This window comes from Chitinophaga sp. YR627, assembly GCF_900114995.1.
Taxonomy (GTDB): domain Bacteria; phylum Bacteroidota; class Bacteroidia; order Chitinophagales; family Chitinophagaceae; genus Chitinophaga.
On the sequence record NZ_FOUX01000007.1, the window covers coordinates 1 to 24,164 of the forward strand.

Sequence of the window (24,164 nt, forward strand, 5' to 3'; positions counted from 1 at the left end):
GCTACTTGTGATTTTGTAATCTTATAACGAGCAGCCACCTGGCTCATGCTTTGGTCCCCAGCCATATATTCGGCTACGACTTTATTCATGAATGACTGCTCATATTGAAATTGCATTCCTAGACGCCCTTTACGTCCCTCATTGTTTGAATTTTGCATGTTTTACACTTTTTAAGGTGTAAACCTATTTCAGGATCATACAGGTATTTATTTGATAATACTTATCCTACGTTAATCCTACGTTCAGCAACGTAAGATTAACGTAGGATAAGTATTATCAAACCGGCATCTGTAAAACAATCGGCTCAAAATGACTGATACAATTTTAACATAAAGCTATCAGAAGATACAAAAGCGAGAGTAGTTTGTAAATCGGAAAGGAGGGAATACAGTGCAGGGAAATAAAGACTTGATGTATGAATAGTCAAGTGAGGATGTGAGGGGAGAGCAAATAAGGGAATACTAATAGAAAGGAGAAAGGATAGATTGCTGCATAAGGAAATGGAGACTTAGAATATGGCTGGTAAGAAGGCGGATATGGGTAAATAGCAAATAAGGAAATACTGATAGAAAGGAGAAAAGATAGAATACCGCATCAGGAAATAGCGACTTAGAATATACCCAGTCGGAGGATGGATATGGGTAAAAAGCTAATGAGAAATCGAAAAACGAGAAGTGGAAAGGAGCGATAACAAAGATAAAATAAAGTGAATGAGTGGACACAATAATCAGTGCATAATCATAGGTGGTTCCAGGTGGAGAGACCTGGCCTTAGCGCTCCGAAGCAACGCCCAGCCCATGCCCCCAGGGGTTTAATCCACCCCCACTGCCTCAATCTCCACCCCACCGCCCCATAGCAAGTAGCTTCGGCGCGCGTCAGCCAGGGCTCCCACACTGGACCACCGTCGTCAGCCCCGGCTCCATACCTTTGGAAGAAGAAATTTTATCGCCCACCCAAAAATCTGATGCATTTAACACTCAAACACCCCATGCCTGATGTAAAATCGCACTACTCAATCCAGTAGCACACACCTGATGATTTTCACTATATGTCTAAACCACCTCCCCAAAACTGAAATTTCAGTAATTCTACTGACCCCAATACGCAAAATTTGAAGTAACTTGTATAGGTTGTTTGGGCTTGTAGGGAGGGCGTTTACGGTTTTATTTGTAACAGCGTTTTATCCACCCAATTTATAAAAGATGCATCAACCAAATCTAACTAAGCTATTAGGAAGCTTATTCATTGCCTGTTTTCTGCTACTGCGGGCGCAAGCCCAGGTGACGACCGCAACTCTCAGCGGTATCGTCAAAAACGAAGCAGGCCAGCCATTACCCGGTGCGACTATCAGGGTGACCTTCGCCGACGCAGGCATTAACAAAGGCCTCGTCACGAAATCAGACGGTAGCTTCGTAGTCCCCAATCTTCGTGTAGGTGGACCATATACCGTTACAGCCTCATATACCGGCTTCGCCACAGAAACTGCTACGGGTGTATTCCTCACACTCGGACAAAACACCGCACTCGATCTCCGTCTCTCCGAATCGACGGGTAAACTGAACGAAGTAGTGATCAGCGGACGCTCCACTATCTTCAACGACCAGCGTACCGGTGCTTCTACGAACATCAGTGCGCAACAGATCCGGCAACTGCCAACGATTTCGCGTTCGGCAGATGACTATCTGCGTATCACACCTTCCGCATCACCGACGTATAACGGGATATCCTTTGCAGGAAGGAATGGACAGTATAATAACTTTTCGCTGGATGGAGCGGTGTTTAATAACCCGTTCGGACTGGATGCGCCGGCTCCCGGCGGACAAACAAACGCGCAACCCATCTCGCTGGATGCGATCGATCAGATCCAGATCAATATTGCGCCGTATGATGTGACACAGTCCGGATTCACCGGCGCCGGTGTGAACACAGTAACGAAAAGCGGTAGTAATAAGTTCGCCGGAACAGTGTACGCATTTTACAGAAATGATGCGATTTCCGGTGATAAGATCGACGGACAAAAACTCAAGGTACCTACACTCGATCACTTCCAGGGAGGCTTCTCACTGGGTGGTGCGGTCAAAAAAGATAAGCTGTTCTATTTCGTGAACTTCGAGACAGAGCAACGTACGGATGGGGCCAGTGCATATGTAGCGAGGAATAACAGCAACGCCGGAGATGTAACCACCTCCCGCGTACTGGAATCTGACCTGGTAGCAGTCAGTAATGCGCTGAGCAGTCGCTTTGGATATGTGACAGGTCCTTACCAGGATTATGAATATAAACGTAAGAACTATAAATGGCTGGCGAAACTGGATTGGGTGATCAACAGTAAACATACGCTGTCATTTACATATAACGGACTGGATGCATCGCAGGAAAAAGGTGCACACCCGAACGCGATCAATCGCCGCGGACCGGATGCCATTACCCTGCAATTCCGTAACTCCGGTTACAAGATGATCAACAAACTGCATTCCTTCGGACTGGAATTGAAGTCTAACTTCAACGATACCTACTCCAATAAATTCAGGGCAGTATTCACCAGCTTCAGGGATAAACGTGATCCGTTCTCCTCACCATTCCCGGTGCTGAACATCACAAAATACAATGTGCCATACATCGTAGCAGGATATGAACCGTTCTCTATCAATAACCGTCTGAACCAGGATGCATTACAGCTGACAGACAACTTCAACATCATCCTGCCGAAACATACACTGACCATAGGCGCATCCTATGAGCAGTTCAAGTTTGGTAACTCTTTCAACCTGACAGGGTTTGGTTTTACCGTGTTCTCCGGTGTAGATATCGGGACTTTCCTGAACAATGTGCAGACGGGACAATACGATGCCAATGTCACTTATGCAAAGAACCGTGTGGCGGCTGACCAGTGGACCTGGTACTATCTGACTGTAGGACAGGCATCTGCTTATTTGCAGGATGAATTCAGTGCAGCAGGTAACTTCAAACTGACTTACGGCGTACGTTTTGATAAGGCGCTTTATTTCCCATCCAAAGCAAGTTATAACAGTCCCAACGTAAACCAGGATGGCACCTTCGCAGGTAGTTTTGTAACCGGTTCTCCAACCGTTCCGAATACAGATAACCTGACCCTGTTTGATGAAAACGGTAATCCGGTGAAGAATGGCCCCGGACAGACGATCGACAATACCAGTACGCCAAGCGGTAAGATCCTGGTGTCTCCGCGTTTAGGTTTCAACTGGGATATCAAAGGGGATAAGACAGTACAACTGCGAGGTGGTACAGGTCTGTTTACAGGCCGCTTCCCGTTTGTATGGGTAGGTAATGCCATCGGTAACCCTTTCACCGGTTATTACAACGTAACAGCGCATAACTTCAAATGGCCGCAGATCTGGCGCTCCAATATCGGTCTGGATTATAAACTGCCTGTAGGGACAGTACTGACCGCAGATTTCGCCTATTCAAAAGATATCAATTCTATGATAGTGCGTGACTATGGTCTGGGTACGCCAACCGGCACCCTGAACTCAGGTACCGGCGACGACCGCGAAGTCTATCAGACAGCTGATAAGGGTAATACCGGTACATATGTATTCACCAATGTCAAAGCAGGGTACTCTTATAATGCAACTTTCCAGGCGCAACAGACCTTTGGTAAAGGATACTTCTTCATGTTCGGCTATAACTTCCTGATTGCAAAAGATGCCAGTTCTATTTCAGCGGAGATTTCCGGTGATGCCTTCGACCGTAATCCGGTATTGGGTAATGCGAACAGGGCCGTGGAATCAACTTCTCTGTATGGTAACAAACACCGTTTCACCCTGGCAGGTATCAGGAAGTTTGAATATGGTAAAGGTAAATACGCAACAACTGTTTCCTTCTTTGCCAACTGGACCAGCGGTAACCGCTTCTCTTATGTATACGGTGGTGACCTGAACAACGATGGTTCTGCTGCGAATGACCTGATGTATGTACCTACTGCCGCAGAAATCAGAAATATGAGCTTTGCGACACTGACAGATGCAGACGGTAATACACAGAACGCCGCCGCACAGGGTGCAGCACTGGAAGCGTTCATTGGTCAGGATAAATACCTGAGCAGTCATCGTGGTCAGTATACCGGTAAATATGCAGGTGAAACGCCTTGGTTCAGTCAGATCGATATGCGCGTGTTACAGGACTTCAACTTCAAAGGAAAAGAAAAGACCAGCACCATACAGATCAGTCTTGACGTCGTGAACCTGGGTAATCTGATCAGTAGCAAATGGGGCCTTCGTAAATACGCAAGTAACAGTGGTTACTATCAGCCGCTGGGATTTGCAGGAAGAGAAACGAATGGTAAAGCGATCTATCAGTTCGATCCTTCGCAAAGACATACGTTCATTACCAACCCTGACCTGATTTCAAGATGGCAGTTACAGGTAGGTGCGCGTTATATCTTCTAACTATAGTTACCTGAATTGATAAGGAATTAAGAATTAAGGATTAAGAATTGAAGACAATTGCCTCCAATTCTTAATCCTTAATTTTTAATTCTTAATTGTTTTAGTTGGCTCTTCTTCTTTCTTCCTCACTTGCCGTCTGCCTTTTACGCGAAGAGAAGGTGTTTTTCCCAAACTTATAAGAGAAGGATACCGATATATTCCTGGTATCATTCTTCTGTATCATACCATTGCGTTGTTGCAGATAGGCAATATCCAGCTTGTAAGGATTCTTATAAAAGATATCTGCAAAAGCAAGTTTGACGGTACCCTGTTGCTTTAATATAGATTTACTGAATCCCAGGCTGATATCAGAGGTCCTGTCCACATGATATACACCCTGATAAACAGGGGATTCATATCTGCCGGAGAGTTCTGCTTTTATGCCTTGTTTTTTGCTGAGAACAAAGGACTGGGTGGTATTCAGAGAAACAATATAATTATCAGAAGCAAAATAACCATCTGTATACAGGGAGTGCTGTCTGCGGTAAGCGCCTTCAACCGTCACATTCATATCCCACCAGTCTGTAGGCCGGAGGTTTGTCATGAAACCCAGGGTAAAGTCTTCGATATTATCCAGGTTCTGCTGCGTATCGTAAAATGTTTTGCTCGCATTATCCTGTACCGTTACATTACTGACCAGATCTTTCAGTTTTGAATAGGACGCAGTCAGTGTGTAGTTTTGTTTAAAGGTATAGCTGAGTTCACCGCTTGTAAAGATAGCAGGCCGCAGAGCGGGATTACCCTGTTGGAAGCTATAGGGACTACTGTACGAACGGGCCGGGTTCAGCTGCATATAGGCTGGACGTTCCATACGACTGTTATAGTTGAAACTGAACACATGATCGTCTGATGCTTTGTAGGTAATGAACAAGGTCGGAAATAAGCGTAGGTAATTTCTTTTGTTGATGACTTGTTGTGTAATGGAATTACCGGTAGTACGGGTCTGTTCACCTCTTAATCCTGCCTGCAGGTCCCATTTACCAAGGCTACCGCTGATACTGGTGTAAGCCGCAGCTGTATTCTCCGTGTATTTGAAGTTATTACTTTTACTGTCGTCCGGGGATAAGCCACCTTCAAGCACATTGTTGTACAGGAAGAGGTTGTCTGAGTTAATACTGGTGTATTTGATCCCTGACTCCATATCCCATTTTCCGGCAATTTTATAGGTCAGATCAGCTTTTCCTGACCAGATATTAATACGTTGTGTGGATGGCGTGAATATGTTGAAGTTATCATTGACGTTCTTGTCCTGTATATATGTCAGTGCGTTGACATACTGCCGGTTATTGTTGGTGTAAGGCACATAGTCTACATCGATGTTAAGGCTTTTGCCCGCACTGTCCAGTTTTATTTTGTAGTTCAGATTGAAGCTGTAGTTATTGCTGGCGGAATTTGAACGGCCATTGGTGTTAAGGGTAGAATCAGCTGCCGATACATGATCATTGAATACATTGCTGATGGTCCTGGAGTCGGTGTTACGATCGGAATTAAATCCGGTCACCCGGAAACCAAACACCTGTTTTGGATTGATATCATAGTCGAGTCCTAACTGGTAACTGTGGCTTTTATTCACCGGATCGATCGCACGTCGCCCCCGCCAGTCAGAATAGGAATCAGGTGTTTCGTATATGGTATAGGTATTCATCAGGCGTCTGATGCTTTTATTGGTAAAGCCATAGTTACCATAGATGTTTAGTTTGTTTTGTTTGTAATTGAAGGTGCCACCGGCGGTCTGACTACCGAATGTAGCCTGTGTGTAGGCGCCATTGATAGTCCCGTTGAAACCCTGCGCTTTCGACTTTTTGGTGATGATATTCACAATACCACCACCCTGTATATCGTATTTGGCGGAAGGAGTGCGCATGATCTCAATTTTGGAGACGTTATCAGCAGGTAATCCGCTAAGGTAGGCGGTCAGATCTTCTCCGGTCATCTGTACCTGTTTCCCGTCAATATATACGGTCATACTCTTTGTGCCCTGTGTTACCTGGCCACTCTCATTGGTCTGTATACCAGGTGCTTTACGTAACGCGTCCCAGACAGTGCTGCCGCTGGCGAGAATACTGTTTTGTACGTTGAAGATCACTTTATCGTTCCTGCGTTCCACCTGTGGCGGACGGCTGGTCACTACAATATCTTTCAGCTGCTGTACTTTCATGGTATCCGGGCGGGTTTGCTGTGCCACTGCTGAAATGGTAAAGCCGGTTAGTATAAGTATGTATAGAATCGTTTTCATCATTGGTGATTTTGTGATGCAAACGTATTCCGAAGGGCTGTAAACGAAAGTTAAGCTCGGTTAAATAAAGTTAAATCCGCTCCTGATCTGCATAAGCACATAATAAAAAGGCTATTTTCGGGATATGAAATGGCTTTCTGCAAAATACGCTTATCCACTTGTGGTCATCTCGGTACTTGTCAGCATAGTGCTGCAAATTGCCTGGCTAAGACAGTTGTTTACCGAACAGCGGGCGCATATCCGTGAGCAGATAGAGCAGATCGTTAGTACTTCGGCGAAGGAGGTTTCCTACGAAAGTGCGAAGTATCTCGGTTTAAAGGACACGATTTACCGCCGCTTTTTATTGTCACCTGAGTGGATACAATTGCGGCAGGGTTTCGACGGACTCGGTGCTCCCAGCATGTATAAAGCCTTCGATATGTCAGATGATAGCAAGGATTCCTCCTATATCGTCTTTAAATTTGTTTTCTTTCGCCCGGGCAGTGAAGCCAGCAAAAGGCGTAAGTCCGGAAGGTATTATTCTTCGCCGGAGATACCCGGTCTTGATTCAATGATATTACGTATGATGGATAGCACCGTCAGGGTGCGATTGCAACAGATTGGTCTGAATAGTAAGTTTCATATGATATTTGTCGACTTAGGGGATAGAAGTGAAGTAGTACGGGACCCCGACAGTCCCGGTTACATCAGTGAAAAGTATTCCTATAATCTTGAATACAGGCGACGTTGTCAGATACAGGTAGACTCCATTACCGGATATGTATGGTATGAAATGCGTTATTATTTGCTTTCCTCCCTGCTGATGATCGTACTGACCTGTGCGGCCTTTTACTTTATCATAAGACTGATGCGCAATCAGCGCCTGTATGCAAAGGCCAGGGTCGCATTTACCAGTAATATGACGCACGAACTGAAAACGCCTATTGCGACGGTCGCCCTGGCATTGGAGTCTATCACCCGTTATGACCTGGTGCAACAACCGCAGAAGCTGGAAGAATACCTGTCTATCGGCCGGCAGGAACTGCAACGCCTGAACCTGATGATCGAGAAGGTATTGAACCTTAGCAGGGAACAGAATGTTGATTATCCGTTGAATATGGTGCTGTATGACGTGCAGACCGGCTTACAGGATGTTGTTCGTTCGATGGAATTACAACTGGCGAATGCAGGTGCGGTATGTAAACTGGACTTGTCTCCGGAGCCCTGTTTTGTATATGGCGATCCGGTACACCTGACGAATGTCTGCTATAACCTGATCGAAAATGCGATCAAGTACGCAGTAGCGCCGCTTCAGCTGGAGATCAGCTGTGCGGTGGTACACGACAGGGTAGTGGTGCATTTTAAGGATAACGGACCAGGCATTGACAAGATCTATCACGATAAAATATTCGACCGCTTCTTCCGTGTGCCTGTGAAAGGAGATATACACGATGTGAAAGGGTCCGGCCTGGGATTGAACTACGTCAAAAGTATCATCACCCGGCTGAATGGCACCATCACCGTGAAAAGTGAACCAGGAAAAGGAAGCGATTTTATGATCAGTTTACCAGCAGCAACATGAGTTATAAGATATTATATGTAGAAGACGAGCCTTTTCTGTCACGTATTGTCAGTGATGGCTTAAAGGCAAGTGGTTATGACGTTCACCTGATCGCTGACGGAAAGAAGGCATTGTCCGCATTTGAAACTATTCAGCCCGATATCTGTGTGCTGGATATCATGCTGCCTTCCAAGGATGGCTACACTATTGCGGAAGAGATCAGGCTACTGGACCACCAGGTGCCTATCATCTTCCTGAGTGCCAAGTCGCTGACAGAAGATGTGGTTAAAGGGTTTAAGACGGGCGGGAATGACTATCTGAAGAAGCCTTTCAGTATGGAGGAATTACTGGTGCGTATAGAGGCTTTACTATACCGTTTTTCCGGTGCGCCCCAACAGAAGACGGAAGAGAAGGAAACACTGTATCATTTCGGTACCTGTACCCTTGACACGGTACAGCAGACCTTAGTAACCTCCAGCGGTAAGCATACGTTATCCTTTAAGGAATCGGCATTGCTGGAAATGCTCATCCGTCGTAAAAATGATATACTGGAAAGACAGGAAGCCCTGTTAAAGATCTGGAACGACGATAGTTATTATAATACGCGTAGCATGGATGTATTCATGACGCATATACGTAAACTGCTGAAAGATGAACCAGGTATTCAGATCCTTAGTATCAGAAGTGTGGGCTACAAACTGATATGCTAGTATTTGACAAAGTGTTTGCTTAATTTGGCCTCCTGGTGATAAATTCTATCGTATGAAAAAGGTATTCTTCCTGTTAACCTGCCTTAGTGTATGGTTCGAAGTGTCTGCACAGCAACCGGCTAAACGGCCGAACATCATTGTTATATTAAGCGACGATATGGGGTATTCAGATCTGGGTTGTTACGGCAGCGAGATCCATACACCCAATCTTGATAAGTTGTATAAGAACGGTCTGCGTTTTACGCAGTTTTATAATACGGCCCGTTGCTGTCCGTCCAGGGCTTCACTGCTCACCGGCTTATATCCGCATCAGGCGGGAATGGGCTGGATGAGAGACAAAGATGCCGGATTGGAAGGTTACCAGGGTGGACTGAGTAAACACGCTGTAACGATGGCGGAAGTGGTAAAACCGGCGGGTTATACGACCTTGATGGTGGGTAAATGGCATGTGAGCCAGGGCATCCGCCAGGATGGTCCGCTGGACAACTGGCCTTTACAACGTGGTTTTGACAGATTTTATGGCACAATACAGGGAGCAGGCAGCTATTATGATCCTGCTACTTTGTGCCGGGGTAATCAGCTGATTACGCCAGCAACAGATACCGCCTATCAGCCAGCTAACTATTTCTATACAGATGCGGTAACGCATGAAGCCATCCGTTTTATCAAAGAAAGCGATCCATCTAAGCCATTCTTTATGTACCTGGCTTATACCGCTGCACACTGGCCTTTACAGGCAAAACCGGCTGATATTAAGAAATATAAGGGCATGTACGACAAAGGCTGGGAGGCGATCCGCAAACAGCGTTTTGAGAAAATGAAGAAACTGGGCTTACTGCCCGCTAACGCAGAATTATCTCCTTCCGATGCACCCGGGTGGAAAGACGAAAAGAACAAAGCCGTACAGGCGGGAAGGATGGAAGTATATGCCGCTATGGTAGATGAGATGGACCAGGGAATAGGGGAGATCATGGCACAGCTGAAAAAGCAGGGATTGGATGAAAACACCGTTGTGATGTTTATGCAGGATAATGGTGGTTGTGCAGAGGAAATCGGTACCAAAGGGAAAACCGGTCCGGTGGCAGCAAACCCTGAAAAGATAAAACCAAGGGCAAAAGGTGAGATAGAGTATGATGTGATCCCTAAAATGACCAAAGACGGTAAACTGATCATGAAAGGAGAAGGTATCATCGGTGGTCCGGAAACGACCTATGTTTCTTATGGAAAGGTATGGGCGAATGTCTCCAACACCCCTTTCCGTGAGTATAAACACTGGGTACATGAAGGCGGTATCTCTACCCCGCTGATCATTCATTATCCTGCCGGTATCCGCCAGCATAACAGCAGCAATTTTGTAGGTCATTTTATTGATATCATGCCTACCGTAGCCGAATTGGCAGGTGCTTCCTATCCGGCTAACTGGCATAACAACGAGATCATTCCGATGGAAGGGACCAGTCTGGTGCCTTTGTTCACCGGAAAAGCACTGGACAGGGGAAAAGCCCTCTGCTGGGAGCATGAGATGAACAGGGCCGTACGCCTGGGTGACTGGAAACTGGTGGCCAAAGGTGAATTGCTCAGTGAAAAGGATGGCTATGGTGAATGGAAGAACTATACGCTGGGTAAATGGGAACTTTATAACATCAAATCCGATAGAAGCGAATTACACGATGTATCAGCCCAACATCCTGATAGAGTAAGGGAAATGAGTGCGATCTGGGATGATTATGCCAAACGCGCCAAGGTATTACCTGCTCCATGGACACCATTGCAGGGAACACCTGAAAGCGGACAGTAACTGTATCAAAAGCGGACACCTTTATTGCGGCTGATTAGTGTAATGAATTGATAATCATTTGTTGCTTAAACTGACATTATTTTTGCACCGATCGCCGCAGTAAGCTATCCGTTATGTTCAAAAACTACTTTAAGACTGCATTCAGGAACCTGTTAAGGAATAAGATCTATTCCGGTATTAACATCCTCGGACTGAGTATGGGACTCGCCTGTGGTATGTTGATCATTTTGTATGTGAAAGATGAGGTCAGCTATGACCGCTTTCATGACAACCTGAATAATATCTACCGGATCAGTACCGTGCAGTATAATGTGGAAGGAAAAAGGGACGGGGCCATGGGCTACTCGGGTTACCTCCAGGGACCGCGTTTTGCAGCAGATGTACCAGGTATCAAAGCCTTTACAAGGATAGAGCAGGATATGCGTGATGTGAAGAACGGAGAGAATATTAAGGCCTGGCAGGTACACCTGGCTGACTCCGGCTTTTTTTCTATCTTCTCTTTTCCCCTGCTGAGCGGCAATCCAAAAACAGCTTTACTGGCGCCGGATGCTGTTGTGATCACAGAAGATGTAGCGAAGGAGCAATTCGGCACAAAGGACGCACTGGGAAAGGTGCTGCTAATGAAACGGGGGGACGATCAGTTTAAACCCTACACGGTAACAGGCGTCGCTAAAAGAATACCACAGAACTCCTCACTGAAATTCAAGATATTGGTCCCCATCCGGCATCCGCAGTGGATGAGGGCAATGATGAAAACTGGTTCAATTTCTTCCTTAATACTTTTGTTGTACTGGACCCGGCCGCTAACAGAAGTCAGGTAGAGACTAACATGCAACAGGTCTACACAGCCCAGTCGGCAGCTGTTTTTGAACGCCAGCAAAAACAATTTGGTCCGCTCGGCAAAACGGTCTACCAGTTACAGCCGATGAACGAGCTGCATCTAAGTAAAACGTACAGAGCGGATAACGGACTGACAGACGCCAGTGATCCCATTTTCTCTTACATTCTGTCCGGTATAGCGGCATTCATTCTGCTGATCGCCTGTATTAACTTCATTAACCTGACCATCGCACGCTCTGTGAAACGTGCAAAGGAAATAGGGATCCGTAAAGTAGTAGGTGGTGACAGAATGCAGCTCATCATGCAGTTCATGGGAGAATCCTTTATTCTCAGTATCGCAGCATTTCTCCTGGCCCTGATACTGGTACAGCTTTCGCTGCCGGTATTCAATGAATTATCCAATAAGTCCCTCGCGATAAGTTATCTGTTCGATTTGAAACTGGTAGGCGGTTATCTGCTGCTTTTCTTTATGACCGGTTTCCTGGCAGGCTTCTATCCCTCATTGGTACTGTCCGGTTTTAACCCGGTGAAAGTACTCTACAACAGATTCACTTTATCAGGTAAGAACTATCTGCAGAAAGGACTGGTAATATTACAGTTTACACTGGCGTCTTTCCTGATCATTGGTACCATTACGATCTACTGGCAGTTCCGGTATCTGACCACCCGTCAGCTCGGTTACGATGACAAAGACCTGGTGATACTCAGACATAACCGTATCCCTTATCTGCGTGCAGACGCATTCAGGGATGAGTTGATGAAGAGCAGCGCTGTTGCGGATGTAGCATTTAAGAATTCGGGGGACTGGATGACATCGGCGAAGGTGAAAGGTGATCAGACGGTTAATTTCAGTTACGAGACGGTCGATGAAAAATATCTGCCCTTACTGAAAATACCAGTTGTGAAGGGTCGGAATTTCTCTAAAGCATTTCCTTCGGATTCTACGCACGCCGTGCTGGTAAATGAAGCCTTTGTAAAGACAGCTGGCTGGAAAGACCCTATCGGACAAGAGGTAAACTTCTGGTATAACAAAGACGAAAAGTATATAGTCGTAGGCGTCGTGAAAGATTATCATTATATAGACCTGAAACAGCAAATCAGGGAACAGCTCTTCACGATGAAGAACAGTAATCAATATGGCGCAACTTATGTCAAAATAAAGCCAGGTAAGGAAACCGCCGCGCTGGCACATATTGCAACTACTTATAAGAAATACTTCCCGCTGAGTCCTTATGAGTATACCTTCATGAATGACGAAAACATGAAACGGTATGAATCGGAGGCCAAATGGAAACAGATCATCCTGTTCAGTGCTATCCTGACGATCTTCATTTCATGTATAGGCTTATTCGGCTTGTCCGTTCTATCCGCAGAAAAAAGAACCAAAGAGATTGGTATCCGTAAAGTGCTGGGGGCTTCTGTGGCTGCGGTAGTGACTATACTGTCAACAGACTTCCTGAAACTGGTGATAATATCTTTCGTGCTGGCCATGCCACTGGCCTGGATAGTAAGTAATAAATGGCTGGAGGCTTATCCGTACCGTATTACGGTCAGCTGGTGGATATTCGCCACCGCCGCATTCCTGGTAGTAGGTGTCGCACTGATGACCGTGAGTTTCTACGCAATAAAGGCAGCGGTAGCTGATCCTGTAAAAAGTCTGAAAGGAGAATAACAGTTATCCCTTATAAAGCGGGTCTATGTCCCTGAAACAGATCCTGATCTGTGCTTCAGATAACAAGTAGATCTGTTTAATGGCAGGTATCTGTGGATCATATCCATCGATATCAGATGGATGTGTGTTCATCCAGTGAAGTACATCATTGAGGATCATCTGATTGGCCTGTCCATGACCTCCCGGACCTGTCCTGCTGATAATCTTACCCAGCAGGAATACCGGAAAGTCAGCACAGGCGATCTCTGATAGTTTCGCCCTGTATTCTCTTTCTTTGGGCGGGGCATCCTCAAATTGCTTTTTAAAATAGATCTGATCGATACTGTGTCTGCCTTCATGTGCAAATATGGAGGCATTCTGCTGTTTTGTTTCGAAGGCAGTCATAAAAGCCACCTGTAGTTTCCTGCCCTGTAATCCCTGTCTCTTCATTACCCCATAAAGCGTATCCAGTGCATCCATGCGCATACGCATACCGATACCGTTAAGGATAGTAGCGGTATCATTACTGCTCATGATGTGCGCAAAAGGGGCGAGTCTTTCTTTGCGTACACTGCTGTCGGTGACCATGGTCCATACGTTCATCGGCTCCTCTATATAAGCTTCTCTTACCTGGTAAATGGTGTCATTGACAGACCATCCACCGTTCCTGCTTTTACCATCTGTAAACCATCCGGTAAAACCGTTGGAAGTCATGAGGTCTACTTCGATAAAAGTCAGGGCGCCTTTATACCCGTATTGCAGTACTTCTTTATGGGTGATATTGACGATGTGTCCAAGGCATATTTCTTTGGAGGAAAAGCCTGAACTGACACCAAGAAAACCGCTGGTGCCAAATCGGGGCGTCATGATTTCCAGGAAGGTATCATACGTTAAAGGCGCAGTACCAGCAGGGAGGTGCAGCTGCCGGAGGAGCTGTCCGCAGGATTGCAGTAATTGGTGTTCAAACAGGCTGTCATTCGCTTTCTTTAATGCCAGCTGCTGATAGTAATGTGTGATCAGCTTATCCGTCTGACGCAGAAAAGCGGCATAGTGTAAGATCTCCTGCTGGTCAGGCGTTGCTACTAATGCAGCATATTCATAGAAACGTGAACTGGCCAGCGCACGGGCAATCTTTTCATTCTCTGTGGTATTACGTCCTGTCCAATGTGGTAAGAGCGCGTTTAAGGTATCTGCATTGGTCTTTTGATAGGGCCATATACTTTGAGAACTGGAGAAATGGAAATAGGCATTCCATCCTGATAGGATCAGTGCACCGTCTTTTTGCAGGATACCGATGCCGATCATTTGTTTAGCTGCCTGCGGGTGTCCGGGCATCTGTTCGAGAACCGTTTGCAGGAGCGTAGCTGCTTTGGATAAAACAGCGGTATTCGGCTTGCTGTGTGTGTTGTTTTGCAGGAAAGCCGTGCGGGCATAACAAAGGGCGGCGGACTGCCATTCAGCTGGAGATCTGGCGGAGGAGAGTGCTTTTTCAGCGGCGATCAGCGAAGCGCTGTAATGAGCAGCACCTGCTTCAAGATCGCTGAGCAGGATGTAGTTATCGGGTGTAGCAAAGGCAGAGAGGGCGCTGTCAAGATGTTTTTTAGCCAATGTGTAATCATTGTAAAACTGCCAGTCCCTTCCGGCCAGGGTACGGAATGCTTTTGCCCGTTCTTCCTGCGTTGTTTGCGGTGAATGGATGATCTCTCTGATGGCAGCCGCCGACCCGGACAGGTCATATTTAAAGAATGCCTGTTCGGCTTTGTCCCATAAAAGCTGGATGGGTGCAGCGCCGGATATTTGTATACTGATGATAAACGATATAATCGAAAGCCATAGTTTTTGCATGTGATACAGGTGTTTTCCTGTATACAAAGTAAGGGAAGACGGAAGGGGAAAACTTGTATGTAATTAACCTTTTAAGGTCTTGCCAAAGTCTCTGGGGGAAGTGCCGAAATAGCGCCTGAAATGGCGTGTAAAATGTGGCTGATCATAGAAGCCGCTGTCATAGGTGATATTGGTCAGATTGCCCTTACCAGCTACAATGCTGTTGGTGGCTTTTTCCAGGCGTACACGGGTGATGTATTCTGAAAGGCGCAGCCCCGTCTTTTCCTTGAACTTCCGCAGCATATAGACAGGATGTACATTCACCGTGGCTGCAAGACTGTCCACGCTGTGTTGTTCTGCCGGCATATCATTGATACGTGCTGTGATGGTGTTGATCCAGGGTGTTTGTCCGAAACGGGAGAGTTGTTCCTTTTCAAACAGTGCGGTAATGATCTCAAAAGACAGCATATCCAGTGTATCTGCCGGATGGCCTTTGATAAAACGGTAGTACAGGAGGAAAAGGTCCAGCGAAGATTGTTTCAGGATAATAGGCCGCTGTTCCTTCATCTCCCGGGAAAACTGGCTGCTGATATCGTTTTTAAGCTCCAGGTTGAAGCATTTGCCGGTTGTGCCGTCAAATATATTGGCATGTTCATGATCAAAGGGCCTGAAAATAGAGTGGCCGCCTGCGATGATCGTTTCTTCCCTGTGTGTTTTCTCCAGGTAATTACCTTCCAGCAACAGACTGAAATAGGGATTTTCATGATGATGCCGGGGCAGTGCTACGTCAGCACTGTACACGGTTTGCGTCAGACAAAAATGCGTGAGTGTCGTCTGACGAACAGTATTACCATAAAATTTCCCGTCGCTTAACTGCATGTTTTTATGATGTTGTTTCGGCTGTCTGTTTCATCCTGTTTTTGATATTCGTCCTGTGCATGGTACCCCAGTCAATAAGTGACCGGACAACGTCCTGTAAGGTACCGCTGTATTCAGTCAGCTCATATTCTACCAGGTTGCTATTGCCGGGGTGCACGGTCCTGCTGATAAAGCCGTTCAGTTCCATATCCTTTAGTTCGCTGGATAACACCCTGGCAGATATACCATCCACCCGACGTTGTATTTCGTTGAATCTTTTGATTCCTTCGGAAAGGGCAATGATGATCCGGAGTTTCCATTTCCCTCCGATAACATATAAGGCATCACCCAGGGCCTGAAATGAGGCATTACAGGCGGCTTCACTTTCAGGAGGTGTAGTAGAAAATTTTGGCATCTTTCTCACATTTGGCAGGATACAAAGGTACTAACTTTTTGTTAGCGCTGGCATTTGATATCATAGAGCATTCTGCCGCGTCTGCCATTGGCTTTTCGTACGAAATGGAGTTCTACTTCATTTCCTGGCAGTACTTTGGTACCGAGGTTCTCGATAGGTCTGACCAGGTAGAGTTTGTCACAGATGCGGTAATAGACGTCTCCCGTACCCCGGTTGGGCTGTATGGTAGAGATGATCTCGGTGACTTTGCCCCGGATGATCACCTTACTTTCGGACTGCGTATAGCTATTATAGACATAATAAGCAGGAGTAGCGAGGAAGAAGAATACCAGGTATACACCGGCTATGACGAGGTAGAGGTTTGAGTAATTGCCTTTAGCAATGCCTCCCAGCAATAGTATCATTGCCAGACCTGTGCAGCCGGTCATGAAGAGTTTTACAAGTGTGGCTTGTTTTTCTTTCATCAGCTGGAGGTCATCAGGTGTGATCCGGGCGGTCGTTTCCCGGTAATAGGTATGGGGGTATTCTGCTTTCAGCAGGATGCTGCCTTCCATACTGATGTGCAGGATGACTTCATAATTCGTCAGACCGGAAATATTGCTGATAATAGCCTGGTGGTAGGTAGATCTTTGTTCAAAGAAAAAGCTTCTGTCCGGCAGGGCCGATTTGGCTTCAATAACTTCGTGGTTGTAGGTGATATACTGCAGATCACCTTTGGGGCTGGCAATCAGATTCCTGATGCGCATACGCACCATTTTTTTCCTTCCTTTAAGCAGGCCGCTTCTGCAGCGTTTTCTCATTTTAAGCGCGCTGCGCCACATAAAAAAGCAGATAGCGATGGAGATAAAAAGGGTAACAGATACGGGAATATAGATGCGTGCCTGTTTGCCGCACACGGCCATCAGCAGTAATGATGCGAGAATAAGCGTGATAGCGGTGAACAATAAGAGCAGCAGCCAGCGTATACCCGTAATCCTTCCTGCTGTTTTCAGGAGCCGGATGTCTTCATTGGTAAGAGGGCCTTCTTCTTGTATCATGTATTTAAAGTTAAAGAAAAAGAAGGTTCGGCGGAAGGCTTAAAAGCCGTTATACCGCCGTTCATATCTCCCGATATACATACGGTATAAACCTGCATATTCTACGGTCCTTTGTTTAATCAGATAATTGTCATGCATGCACTTGCCGGCAGCAGCTAAAAATCTGCTCCATATTCTTTACTGTTTTTGAAAATGATCGCTGTAATGACAGTAACAGTGATGTTGCTGATGAAGGGAATGCGTGTTCTGTTGTAAGTCAATGCAGGAGAAGGTTTTAGGAGATAGAATATACGCGTCCTGCAAATGGAAACCGCTTAAAAAAAGATAAGCCGCCCTATAAAGAGCAGCTGTCTGATATCCCTATACCTATGAAATATAAGACTGTAAGATATAAAAGAGGTCGCTTGATATGGTTAATGATTCGTTAACAAAACCAAAATAGTTTCGTCTTTGGAATGTCATGTTAAAGCCTATTAATTTTGTAGGGTAGTCTGAAGCAGTTACCTTTGCAGCCAAACCAACTTTACCTGTGATAAAAAAGTCAATTGAGAGTCTTCAGCAGGAAGCAGCCCAAAGCGGGGCGAATACACTAAAACGCAATCTTGGAGGCGTTAATCTTATAGCCATAGGGATCGGGGTGATCATCGGCGCGGGTCTGTTCTCGCTGACAGGTATCGCTGCCGCCAATAACACCGGACCTGCCGTTATCCTGTCTTTCCTGCTGGCAGCCGTAGGCTGTGCTTTCAGTGCACTTTGTTACGCAGAACTGGCCTCTATGGTTCCTGTAGCAGGTAGCGCCTATACGTATGCCTATGCAACGATGGGAGAACTCTTTGCCTGGATCATTGGCTGGGACCTGGTACTCGAATATTCCGTAGGTGCTGCTACCGTGGGTATCAGCTGGTCTAAATACCTGGTGACCTTCCTGGGTAAGTTCAATATTCACCTGCCCGCACAACTGGTCACTTCTCCTTTTGAACTGGTCAAACTGGCGGATGGTACGCAGATACATGGTTTTATCAACCTGCCTGCTGTGCTGATCATCGTATTCATCACCTCTATTATCATCTTTGGCACAAGAGGATCCGCTTTATTCAATGCGATCGTGGTAGCATTAAAGATCAGTGTTGTGTTGGTCTTCATCGCTTTAGGATGGCATTATATCAATCCGGAAAACTATAAACCTTTCATTCCACAAAATACCGGCGAGTTCGGGCACTTCGGACTGAGTGGCATATTACGTGGCGCCGGTGTGGTATTCTTTGTCTTTATTGGCTTTGATATCGTTGCCACCATGGCGCAGGAAACAAAAAATCCTAAGAAGAATATGCCAATAGGTATCCTGGGTTCCCTGATCGTGTGTACCATTCTTTTTATCCTGTTTGGCTATGTGATGACAGGATTGGCGCACTATACCGAATTTAAAGACAATGCCGCCCCTGTTGCTGTGGCGATCGCACATACCCCGTATGAGTGGTTGTTCCTCGCTGTGATTGCGGCGATCCTGATCGGTTATACCTCCGTGATACTGGTCGATCTGCTGGGACAGTCCCGCGTATTCTACTCCATGAGTAAGGACGGTCTGCTGCCACCGGTATTCTCAAAATTGCACCCACGCTTTGCAACACCTTATAAATCCAATGTCGTACTCTGCGTGTTCATCAGCCTTTTCGCAGGACTGGTACCTATTCATGTAGTAGGGGAGATGACCAGTATCGGTACTTTGCTTGCCTTTGTAATGGTATGCCTGGCGGTGATCATCCTGCGTAAGGAACAACCGAACCTGCCAAGGACATTCAGAACGCCATGGGTGCCGGTAGTACCTATTCTGGGGATTCTGACCTGTTTACTGATGATGTTCTCCCTGCCCCTGGATACCTGGATCAGGCTCATCGTATGGCTACTGATCGGTTTTGCCATTTACTTTGGTTATGGCCGTAAACACAGTGTGGTGGCCAAAGCCCAGCAACCTTAACAGGCGAACCATCAGGGGAGCGCACCTTTTATCATTTCCTCACTGGAATACGTCATTGCATTTGTTATATTGAGAGGCGAATTAACAGCCGCCTTTTTATGAGAAAACTACTACTTGCCTTGACGATGTGCTGTACTGCCGGCTTTAGCCAGGCGCAGGATAATGCACAATGGCTACGATATCCCGCTATCTCTCCTGATGGTAAAACCATCGCCTTCGGCTACAAAGGAGACATCTACCGTGTAGATGTAAATGGTGGTGTTGCCGTACCAGTCACCATTCATGAAGCACAGGACATGATGCCTGTATGGAGCCATGATGGTAAATACCTGGCTTTTGCCAGTGACCGCTATGGTAACTTCGATGTATTCGTAATGCCTGCTACCGGTGGCACACCGGTTCGTCTGACCTACAACAGTGCCGGAGATTATCCTTACGATTTCTCACCTGACAATAAACAGGTGCTTTTCGGGAGTTCCCGTAATGCACCGGCTGAGAGTGTGCGCTTCAGCTCCGGACTATTTGCTAATCTGTACACCGTACCTGTTACGGGTGGCCGCTCCCTGCTGGTAAGTGCCGCAGGTGCAGAAAATGCACACTATAACAGCAAAGGTACACAGATCATTTTCCAGGATAGAAAAGGCTATGAGGATCCATGGCGTAAACACCATACTTCTGCCGTAACAAGAGATATCTGGGTGTTTGACATTGCTGCCAAAACCTATAAACAGGTGTCCGGTTATGAAGGAGAAGACCGCGAACCACTGTTCGCCGGCGACAACGATATATATTACCTGAGTGAAAAAGGAGGGATCGCCCAGAACCTCTTCAAAGCATCTGCTACCGATAAAAACAAGATGCAGCAGCTGACGAAATTCGAAAAACATCCGGTACGTCACCTGTCCAGATCTGAAGATAACCTGCTCTGCTTTACCTGGAATGGTGAGATCTATACCCTCAGAGAAGGGCAGCAGCCAAAGAAACTGGCCGTACAGATCTTCAATGATGGCCGTTCTTCTGTTACCAAACCAATTCCTGTCAGCGGTAATGTGACGCAGTTCGCCATGCGCCCTGATGGTAAGGAAATGGCATTCGTAGCCCGTGGAGAGGTCTTTGTGACCAGCGTGGAAGGCAACATGACCAAACGTATTACCAATACCCCGCAACAGGAACGTTCTGTGGCCTGGTCGCCTGATGGGAAGAAACTGGTGTATGCCGCCGAAAGGAATGGTAACTGGGATGTATATCAGACCACTGTCGTACGCGCAGAAGAGCCTTATTTCTTCGCCGCCACCCTGCTGAAGGAAGAACCGCTCATCGCTACTGATGCGGAAGAATTCCAGCCGGTATTCTCTCCGGATGGAAAGGAGATCGCCTATGTGGAAGATCGTAATGTACTCCGCGTATACAATATCGCTTCAAAGAAAAGCCGTACGCTCTTACCAGCGGGCCGTAACTTCTCCTATTCTGATGGTGACTGGGAATTTGCCTGGAGTCCGGATAGCAAATGGATCGTAACAGATGACCACCAGGGCTATTTCAACGTCACCAATGCAGGGATCATTCCTGCGGATGGGAAAGGACAGACGATCTATCCCGTAATGAGTGGCTTTGGCGAAGGCAATACCAAATGGGCGTCAGATGGTAAGATCATGACCTGGCTGAGTGACCGTGACGGCCGTCGCGGACTGGCACGTCAGGGAAGTACGGAAGTAGACATCTTCGGTGTATTTTTTGACCAGGAAGCGTATGACAGATTTAAGCTCTCCAAAGACGATTTCAATCTCCTGAAAGAGAAAGAAGATAACGCAAAGAAAAAGGATACAGTAGCTGCTAAAAAGGACAGTGCAGCGTCTAAAAAGCCTTTTAATCCTGATTTCAATAACCTGGACAGCAGGATTGTCAGATTTACTGTTAACAGTTCCTCTATCAGTGATTATGTGCTGAACAGCGATGCCAGCAAGATCTTTTACATGGCAGCCTTCGAAAAAGGATATGACCTCTGGACGACTGAACCAAGAACCGGCGAAACCAAAATACTGGCTAAACTGGGGGGCAGTCCGGGTAGCATCGCGCTGAGCAAGGACGGTAATACCGTATTTGTCAGCAACCGTGGCAGCGTGGTAAAAGTAGATGCTTCTTCAGGTAAGATAACGCCGGTATCCATCAGTACCGAGTTTGTACTCGATCAGGAAGCAGAGCGCCGTTATATCTATGAACACGCCTGGAAACAGGTAGTAGATAAGTTCTATGATCCGGCCACACTGAAGAAGATCGACTGGGAAATGTATGCAAAGAACTACGAGCGCTTCCTGCCTTACATCAGCAATAACTATGATTACCAGGAATTGCTGAGTGAATTACTGGGAGAACTGAATGCTTCTCATACAGGCGGCCGTTATTATGGCGGACGTGCTGATGGCGATAACACGGCTGCACTGGGATTATTATATGATGAGACCTATACAGGTAACGGACTGAAAGTAGATGAAGTGATCAGCGGCGGACCGTTTGACAAGGCTTTCAGTAAACTGAAAAAAGGCTATATCATCGAGCGTATCGATGGAGATGAGATCTCCGCTAAACAGGACTGGGCCATATTCCTGAACCGTAAAACAGGCAATAACGTACTGGTAAGCATCTACGACCCTGCTGCCAATAAACGCTGGGATGAATCTGTAAAACCGATCTCCAACGGTGAAGAAGGTAGCCTGATGTACAAACGCTGGGTAAATACCATGCGGGTGATGGTAGATAAACTCAGTGGTGGTAAAGTAGGTTATGTGCACGTACAGGGTATGAATGACGCCAGCTTCCGCTCTGTATACGATGAGGTAATGGGTAAGAACAGGGAGAAAAAAGCCCTGATCGTAGACACCCGTTTCAATGGTGGCGGATGGCTGCATGATGACCTGTATAACTTCCTGGATGGTAAGACCTATCTGAACTTCGCACCACAGGGTAACCGTACAAAATCCTTCGAACCACAGACCCGCTGGACAAGACCTAGCTGTGTACTGATGGGAGAGGGCAACTACAGCGACGCGCATATCTTCCCTTTCATCTACAAACAGGACAACCTGGGTAAACTGATCGGTATGCCGGTAGCAGGAACAGGTACCGCTGTATGGTGGGAAAGACAGATCGATCAGTCGCTGGTATTTGGTATCCCGATGGTAGCTACCTTCGGCAAAACAGGCGATCATCCGCTGGAGAATACACAGCTGGAACCGGATATCCGTGTACCACTGCGTTATGAAGATGCTTTCAGTGGAAAGGATAATCAGCTGGAAGCAGCGGTGACCGAAATGCTGAAAGAAATTAAGTAACTTGATCCCGGAATAAGAATAAGGGAGAGACTGCTTTATTACAGGCAGTCTCTTTTTTTTAAGGAGCTGTCAATTTACCCTGATCTATGCTAAAAAATCGAAAATGGATGCCGGTTGTCACAGGAGTAGCGATATTTCTTACTTTCTTCGGTCCGGCATTATGGGACAAATATGGTCCTGCTGCCGGGCGCTATGGTGTGAAATATAATGACGAAAGACACAGACTGGGGATACTGCCGCTGCCTGAAGACTGGACATCGCCCAACAGGTCAGAAATTAAAGCCTGGTTCCCGCCGGAAGGACAAAAGAAAGATTCTGTGTTTAGAAGTATGAAGATTGTGAAGGTAGAAGATGATGAGATCATTGGTGAGCTGGATAACATTGTCCGCAAAGTCGAAGGAGGACAGGAAGGACTTTCAATCTATTACTACTATGATAGTACGCACCACTGGAAGTATGAGTTTTTTGCGCCGGACCAGCCGCATCATACTATTATCACCGCCGCACAGGCAGACAGTATTTTACATGCATGGAACTTTAATAGTTATAGCATAAAGAAATAAAGGCCTCGCCGTAATGGCGGGCCTTTTTTCATTCTTCTCCAGCAGATTTTAATTTTTCCTCCAGTTCCGCCGGATTGAAATGTTCCCACCCTCAGCTTTGTATGAAATACCGGTCTTGATAAGATCACCGTATTTGTTGATATATTTCTGATGAACAGCGTCTGGTTGTTGCTGCTCATTAAGTGTCATTCCCTGATCTGTGATCACCAGTTCATGTATATCGCTTTTAGTTGTGATCAGTTTATCAGCTACGAGATCGCTGACCAGGTTATTGATCAGTTTTCTGTCCTCTTCAGCCGCAGCGCGGTCTTTTTCTGCCTGTGCACGATCACGTACAGCTTGTTCCCTGTCCTTGTCGGCCTGTTCTCTGTCCTTCTCCGCCTGCACGCGATCAAGGTCCGCCTGCTGCCTGTCTTTTTCAGCCTGCTTTCTGTCCTGTTCTGCCTGTGCCCTGTCGCGATCTGCCTGGGCTCTGTCTTTTAATGACTGCTGACGGTCAAGTTGTGCCTGTTTTTTATCCTGTATGGCTTGTAGTCTGTCTTTATCTGCCTGTATCCGGTCCAGTTTTGCATGTTCTCTGTCTTTTTGTGCCTGTGCACGATCCTTCTCTGCCTGCTCGCGGTCTTGTTTTACCTGTTCCTTAATTTCATCGATCTGCTTCTGGTAATCGCTCCATTGCTCCGCAGGAATTGCTTTGCCGTCAACAGAGAAAGAAGTCATTTTACCATCTGCGAAAGTCATTTCATAGTTCTTACCACCCTTATCTGTGCTGATGGTTTCTTCACGGGTATTCGTGTTGGTGTTGGTGTGTGTACCATATATCGTTGGCTTTGTTTTCTTTTGTGCATAAGCGCTGACGCTGCAGATAATTAAAGCTGCCAGTAAAGTGTTACGCATGGTGTTGATCGTGTTCATGTCTGAT

Annotated in this window: 15 protein-coding genes; 9 read left to right on the forward strand and 6 right to left on the reverse strand. The window is 46.4% G+C overall.

All coding sequences use genetic code 11. The annotated features are described in order from the left end of the window. Window positions 1-1,202 precede the first annotated feature (1,202 nt). Window positions 1,203-4,427 (forward strand): TonB-dependent receptor, encoded by a 3,225-nt coding sequence (locus tag BMZ72_RS32285; RefSeq protein ID WP_089814997.1) that lies wholly within the window; start codon window positions 1,203-1,205, stop codon window positions 4,425-4,427. Between the two features lie 100 nt (window positions 4,428-4,527). Here BMZ72_RS32285 and BMZ72_RS32290 read toward each other — a convergent pair whose 3' ends face one another. Further along, window positions 4,528-6,702, reverse strand: a complete 2,175-nt coding sequence (locus BMZ72_RS32290; protein WP_177222999.1) for an outer membrane beta-barrel family protein — start codon at window positions 6,700-6,702, stop codon at window positions 4,528-4,530. 124 nt (window positions 6,703-6,826) lie between these two features. On the opposite strand from BMZ72_RS32290, the gene BMZ72_RS32295 reads away from it, so the two are divergent. From BMZ72_RS32295 to BMZ72_RS32310, 5 genes are all read left to right on the forward strand, one after another. Further along, window positions 6,827-8,263 (forward strand): sensor histidine kinase, encoded by a 1,437-nt coding sequence (locus BMZ72_RS32295; RefSeq protein ID WP_089815001.1) that lies wholly within the window; start codon window positions 6,827-6,829, stop codon window positions 8,261-8,263. Further along, window positions 8,260-8,952, forward strand: coding sequence for a response regulator transcription factor (locus tag BMZ72_RS32300; RefSeq protein ID WP_089815003.1), 693 nt, complete (start codon window positions 8,260-8,262; stop codon window positions 8,950-8,952). The genes BMZ72_RS32295 and BMZ72_RS32300 overlap by 4 nt, the downstream gene beginning before the upstream one ends. 52 nt (window positions 8,953-9,004) lie before the next feature. After that, on the forward strand, window positions 9,005-10,750 hold the full coding sequence (locus tag BMZ72_RS32305; protein WP_089815005.1) for an arylsulfatase: 1,746 nt from the start codon (window positions 9,005-9,007) through the stop codon (window positions 10,748-10,750). Window positions 10,751-10,863: 113 nt separating this feature from the next. Beyond that, complete coding sequence (locus BMZ72_RS36875) at window positions 10,864-11,571, forward strand: ABC transporter permease (protein WP_218155313.1); 708 nt, start codon at window positions 10,864-10,866, stop codon at window positions 11,569-11,571. Further along, window positions 11,484-13,262: an ABC transporter permease gene (locus BMZ72_RS32310; RefSeq protein WP_218155314.1), complete on the forward strand. Its 1,779-nt coding sequence runs from the start codon at window positions 11,484-11,486 to the stop codon at window positions 13,260-13,262. The genes BMZ72_RS36875 and BMZ72_RS32310 overlap by 88 nt, the downstream gene beginning before the upstream one ends. A 3-nt stretch (window positions 13,263-13,265) precedes the next feature. Here the strand turns inward: BMZ72_RS32310 and BMZ72_RS32315 are convergent, their stop codons facing one another. From BMZ72_RS32315 to BMZ72_RS32330, 4 genes are all read right to left on the reverse strand, one after another. Then, entirely contained in the window at window positions 13,266-15,086 is a 1,821-nt protein-coding gene (locus BMZ72_RS32315; RefSeq protein ID WP_089815007.1) for a hypothetical protein, read from the reverse strand. 63 nt (window positions 15,087-15,149) lie between these two features. Continuing rightward, window positions 15,150-15,944, reverse strand: coding sequence for a helix-turn-helix domain-containing protein (locus BMZ72_RS32320; RefSeq protein ID WP_089815009.1), 795 nt, complete (start codon window positions 15,942-15,944; stop codon window positions 15,150-15,152). Between the two features lie 4 nt (window positions 15,945-15,948). Then, on the reverse strand, window positions 15,949-16,338 hold the full coding sequence (locus BMZ72_RS32325) for a winged helix-turn-helix transcriptional regulator (RefSeq protein ID WP_089815011.1): 390 nt from the start codon (window positions 16,336-16,338) through the stop codon (window positions 15,949-15,951). 41 nt (window positions 16,339-16,379) lie between these two features. Continuing rightward, a complete protein-coding gene (locus tag BMZ72_RS32330; RefSeq protein WP_089815012.1) occupies window positions 16,380-17,375 on the reverse strand; it encodes a hypothetical protein in 996 nt (331 codons plus the stop codon). A 529-nt stretch (window positions 17,376-17,904) separates the two neighbouring features. Between BMZ72_RS32330 and BMZ72_RS32335 the strand changes: the two genes are divergently transcribed. From BMZ72_RS32335 to BMZ72_RS32345, 3 genes are all read left to right on the forward strand, one after another. Beyond that, window positions 17,905-19,350 (forward strand): amino acid permease, encoded by a 1,446-nt coding sequence (locus BMZ72_RS32335; RefSeq protein WP_089815014.1) that lies wholly within the window; start codon window positions 17,905-17,907, stop codon window positions 19,348-19,350. Between the two features lie 98 nt (window positions 19,351-19,448). After that, entirely contained in the window at window positions 19,449-22,679 is a 3,231-nt protein-coding gene (locus BMZ72_RS32340; RefSeq protein WP_089815016.1) for a S41 family peptidase, read from the forward strand. An 86-nt stretch (window positions 22,680-22,765) separates the two neighbouring features. Continuing rightward, window positions 22,766-23,242 (forward strand): hypothetical protein, encoded by a 477-nt coding sequence (locus tag BMZ72_RS32345; RefSeq protein WP_143087845.1) that lies wholly within the window; start codon window positions 22,766-22,768, stop codon window positions 23,240-23,242. Between the two features lie 48 nt (window positions 23,243-23,290). Here the strand turns inward: BMZ72_RS32345 and BMZ72_RS32350 are convergent, their stop codons facing one another. Continuing rightward, on the reverse strand, window positions 23,291-24,157 hold the full coding sequence (locus BMZ72_RS32350; protein ID WP_089815020.1) for a cell envelope integrity protein TolA: 867 nt from the start codon (window positions 24,155-24,157) through the stop codon (window positions 23,291-23,293). Window positions 24,158-24,164: the final 7 nt, after the last annotated feature.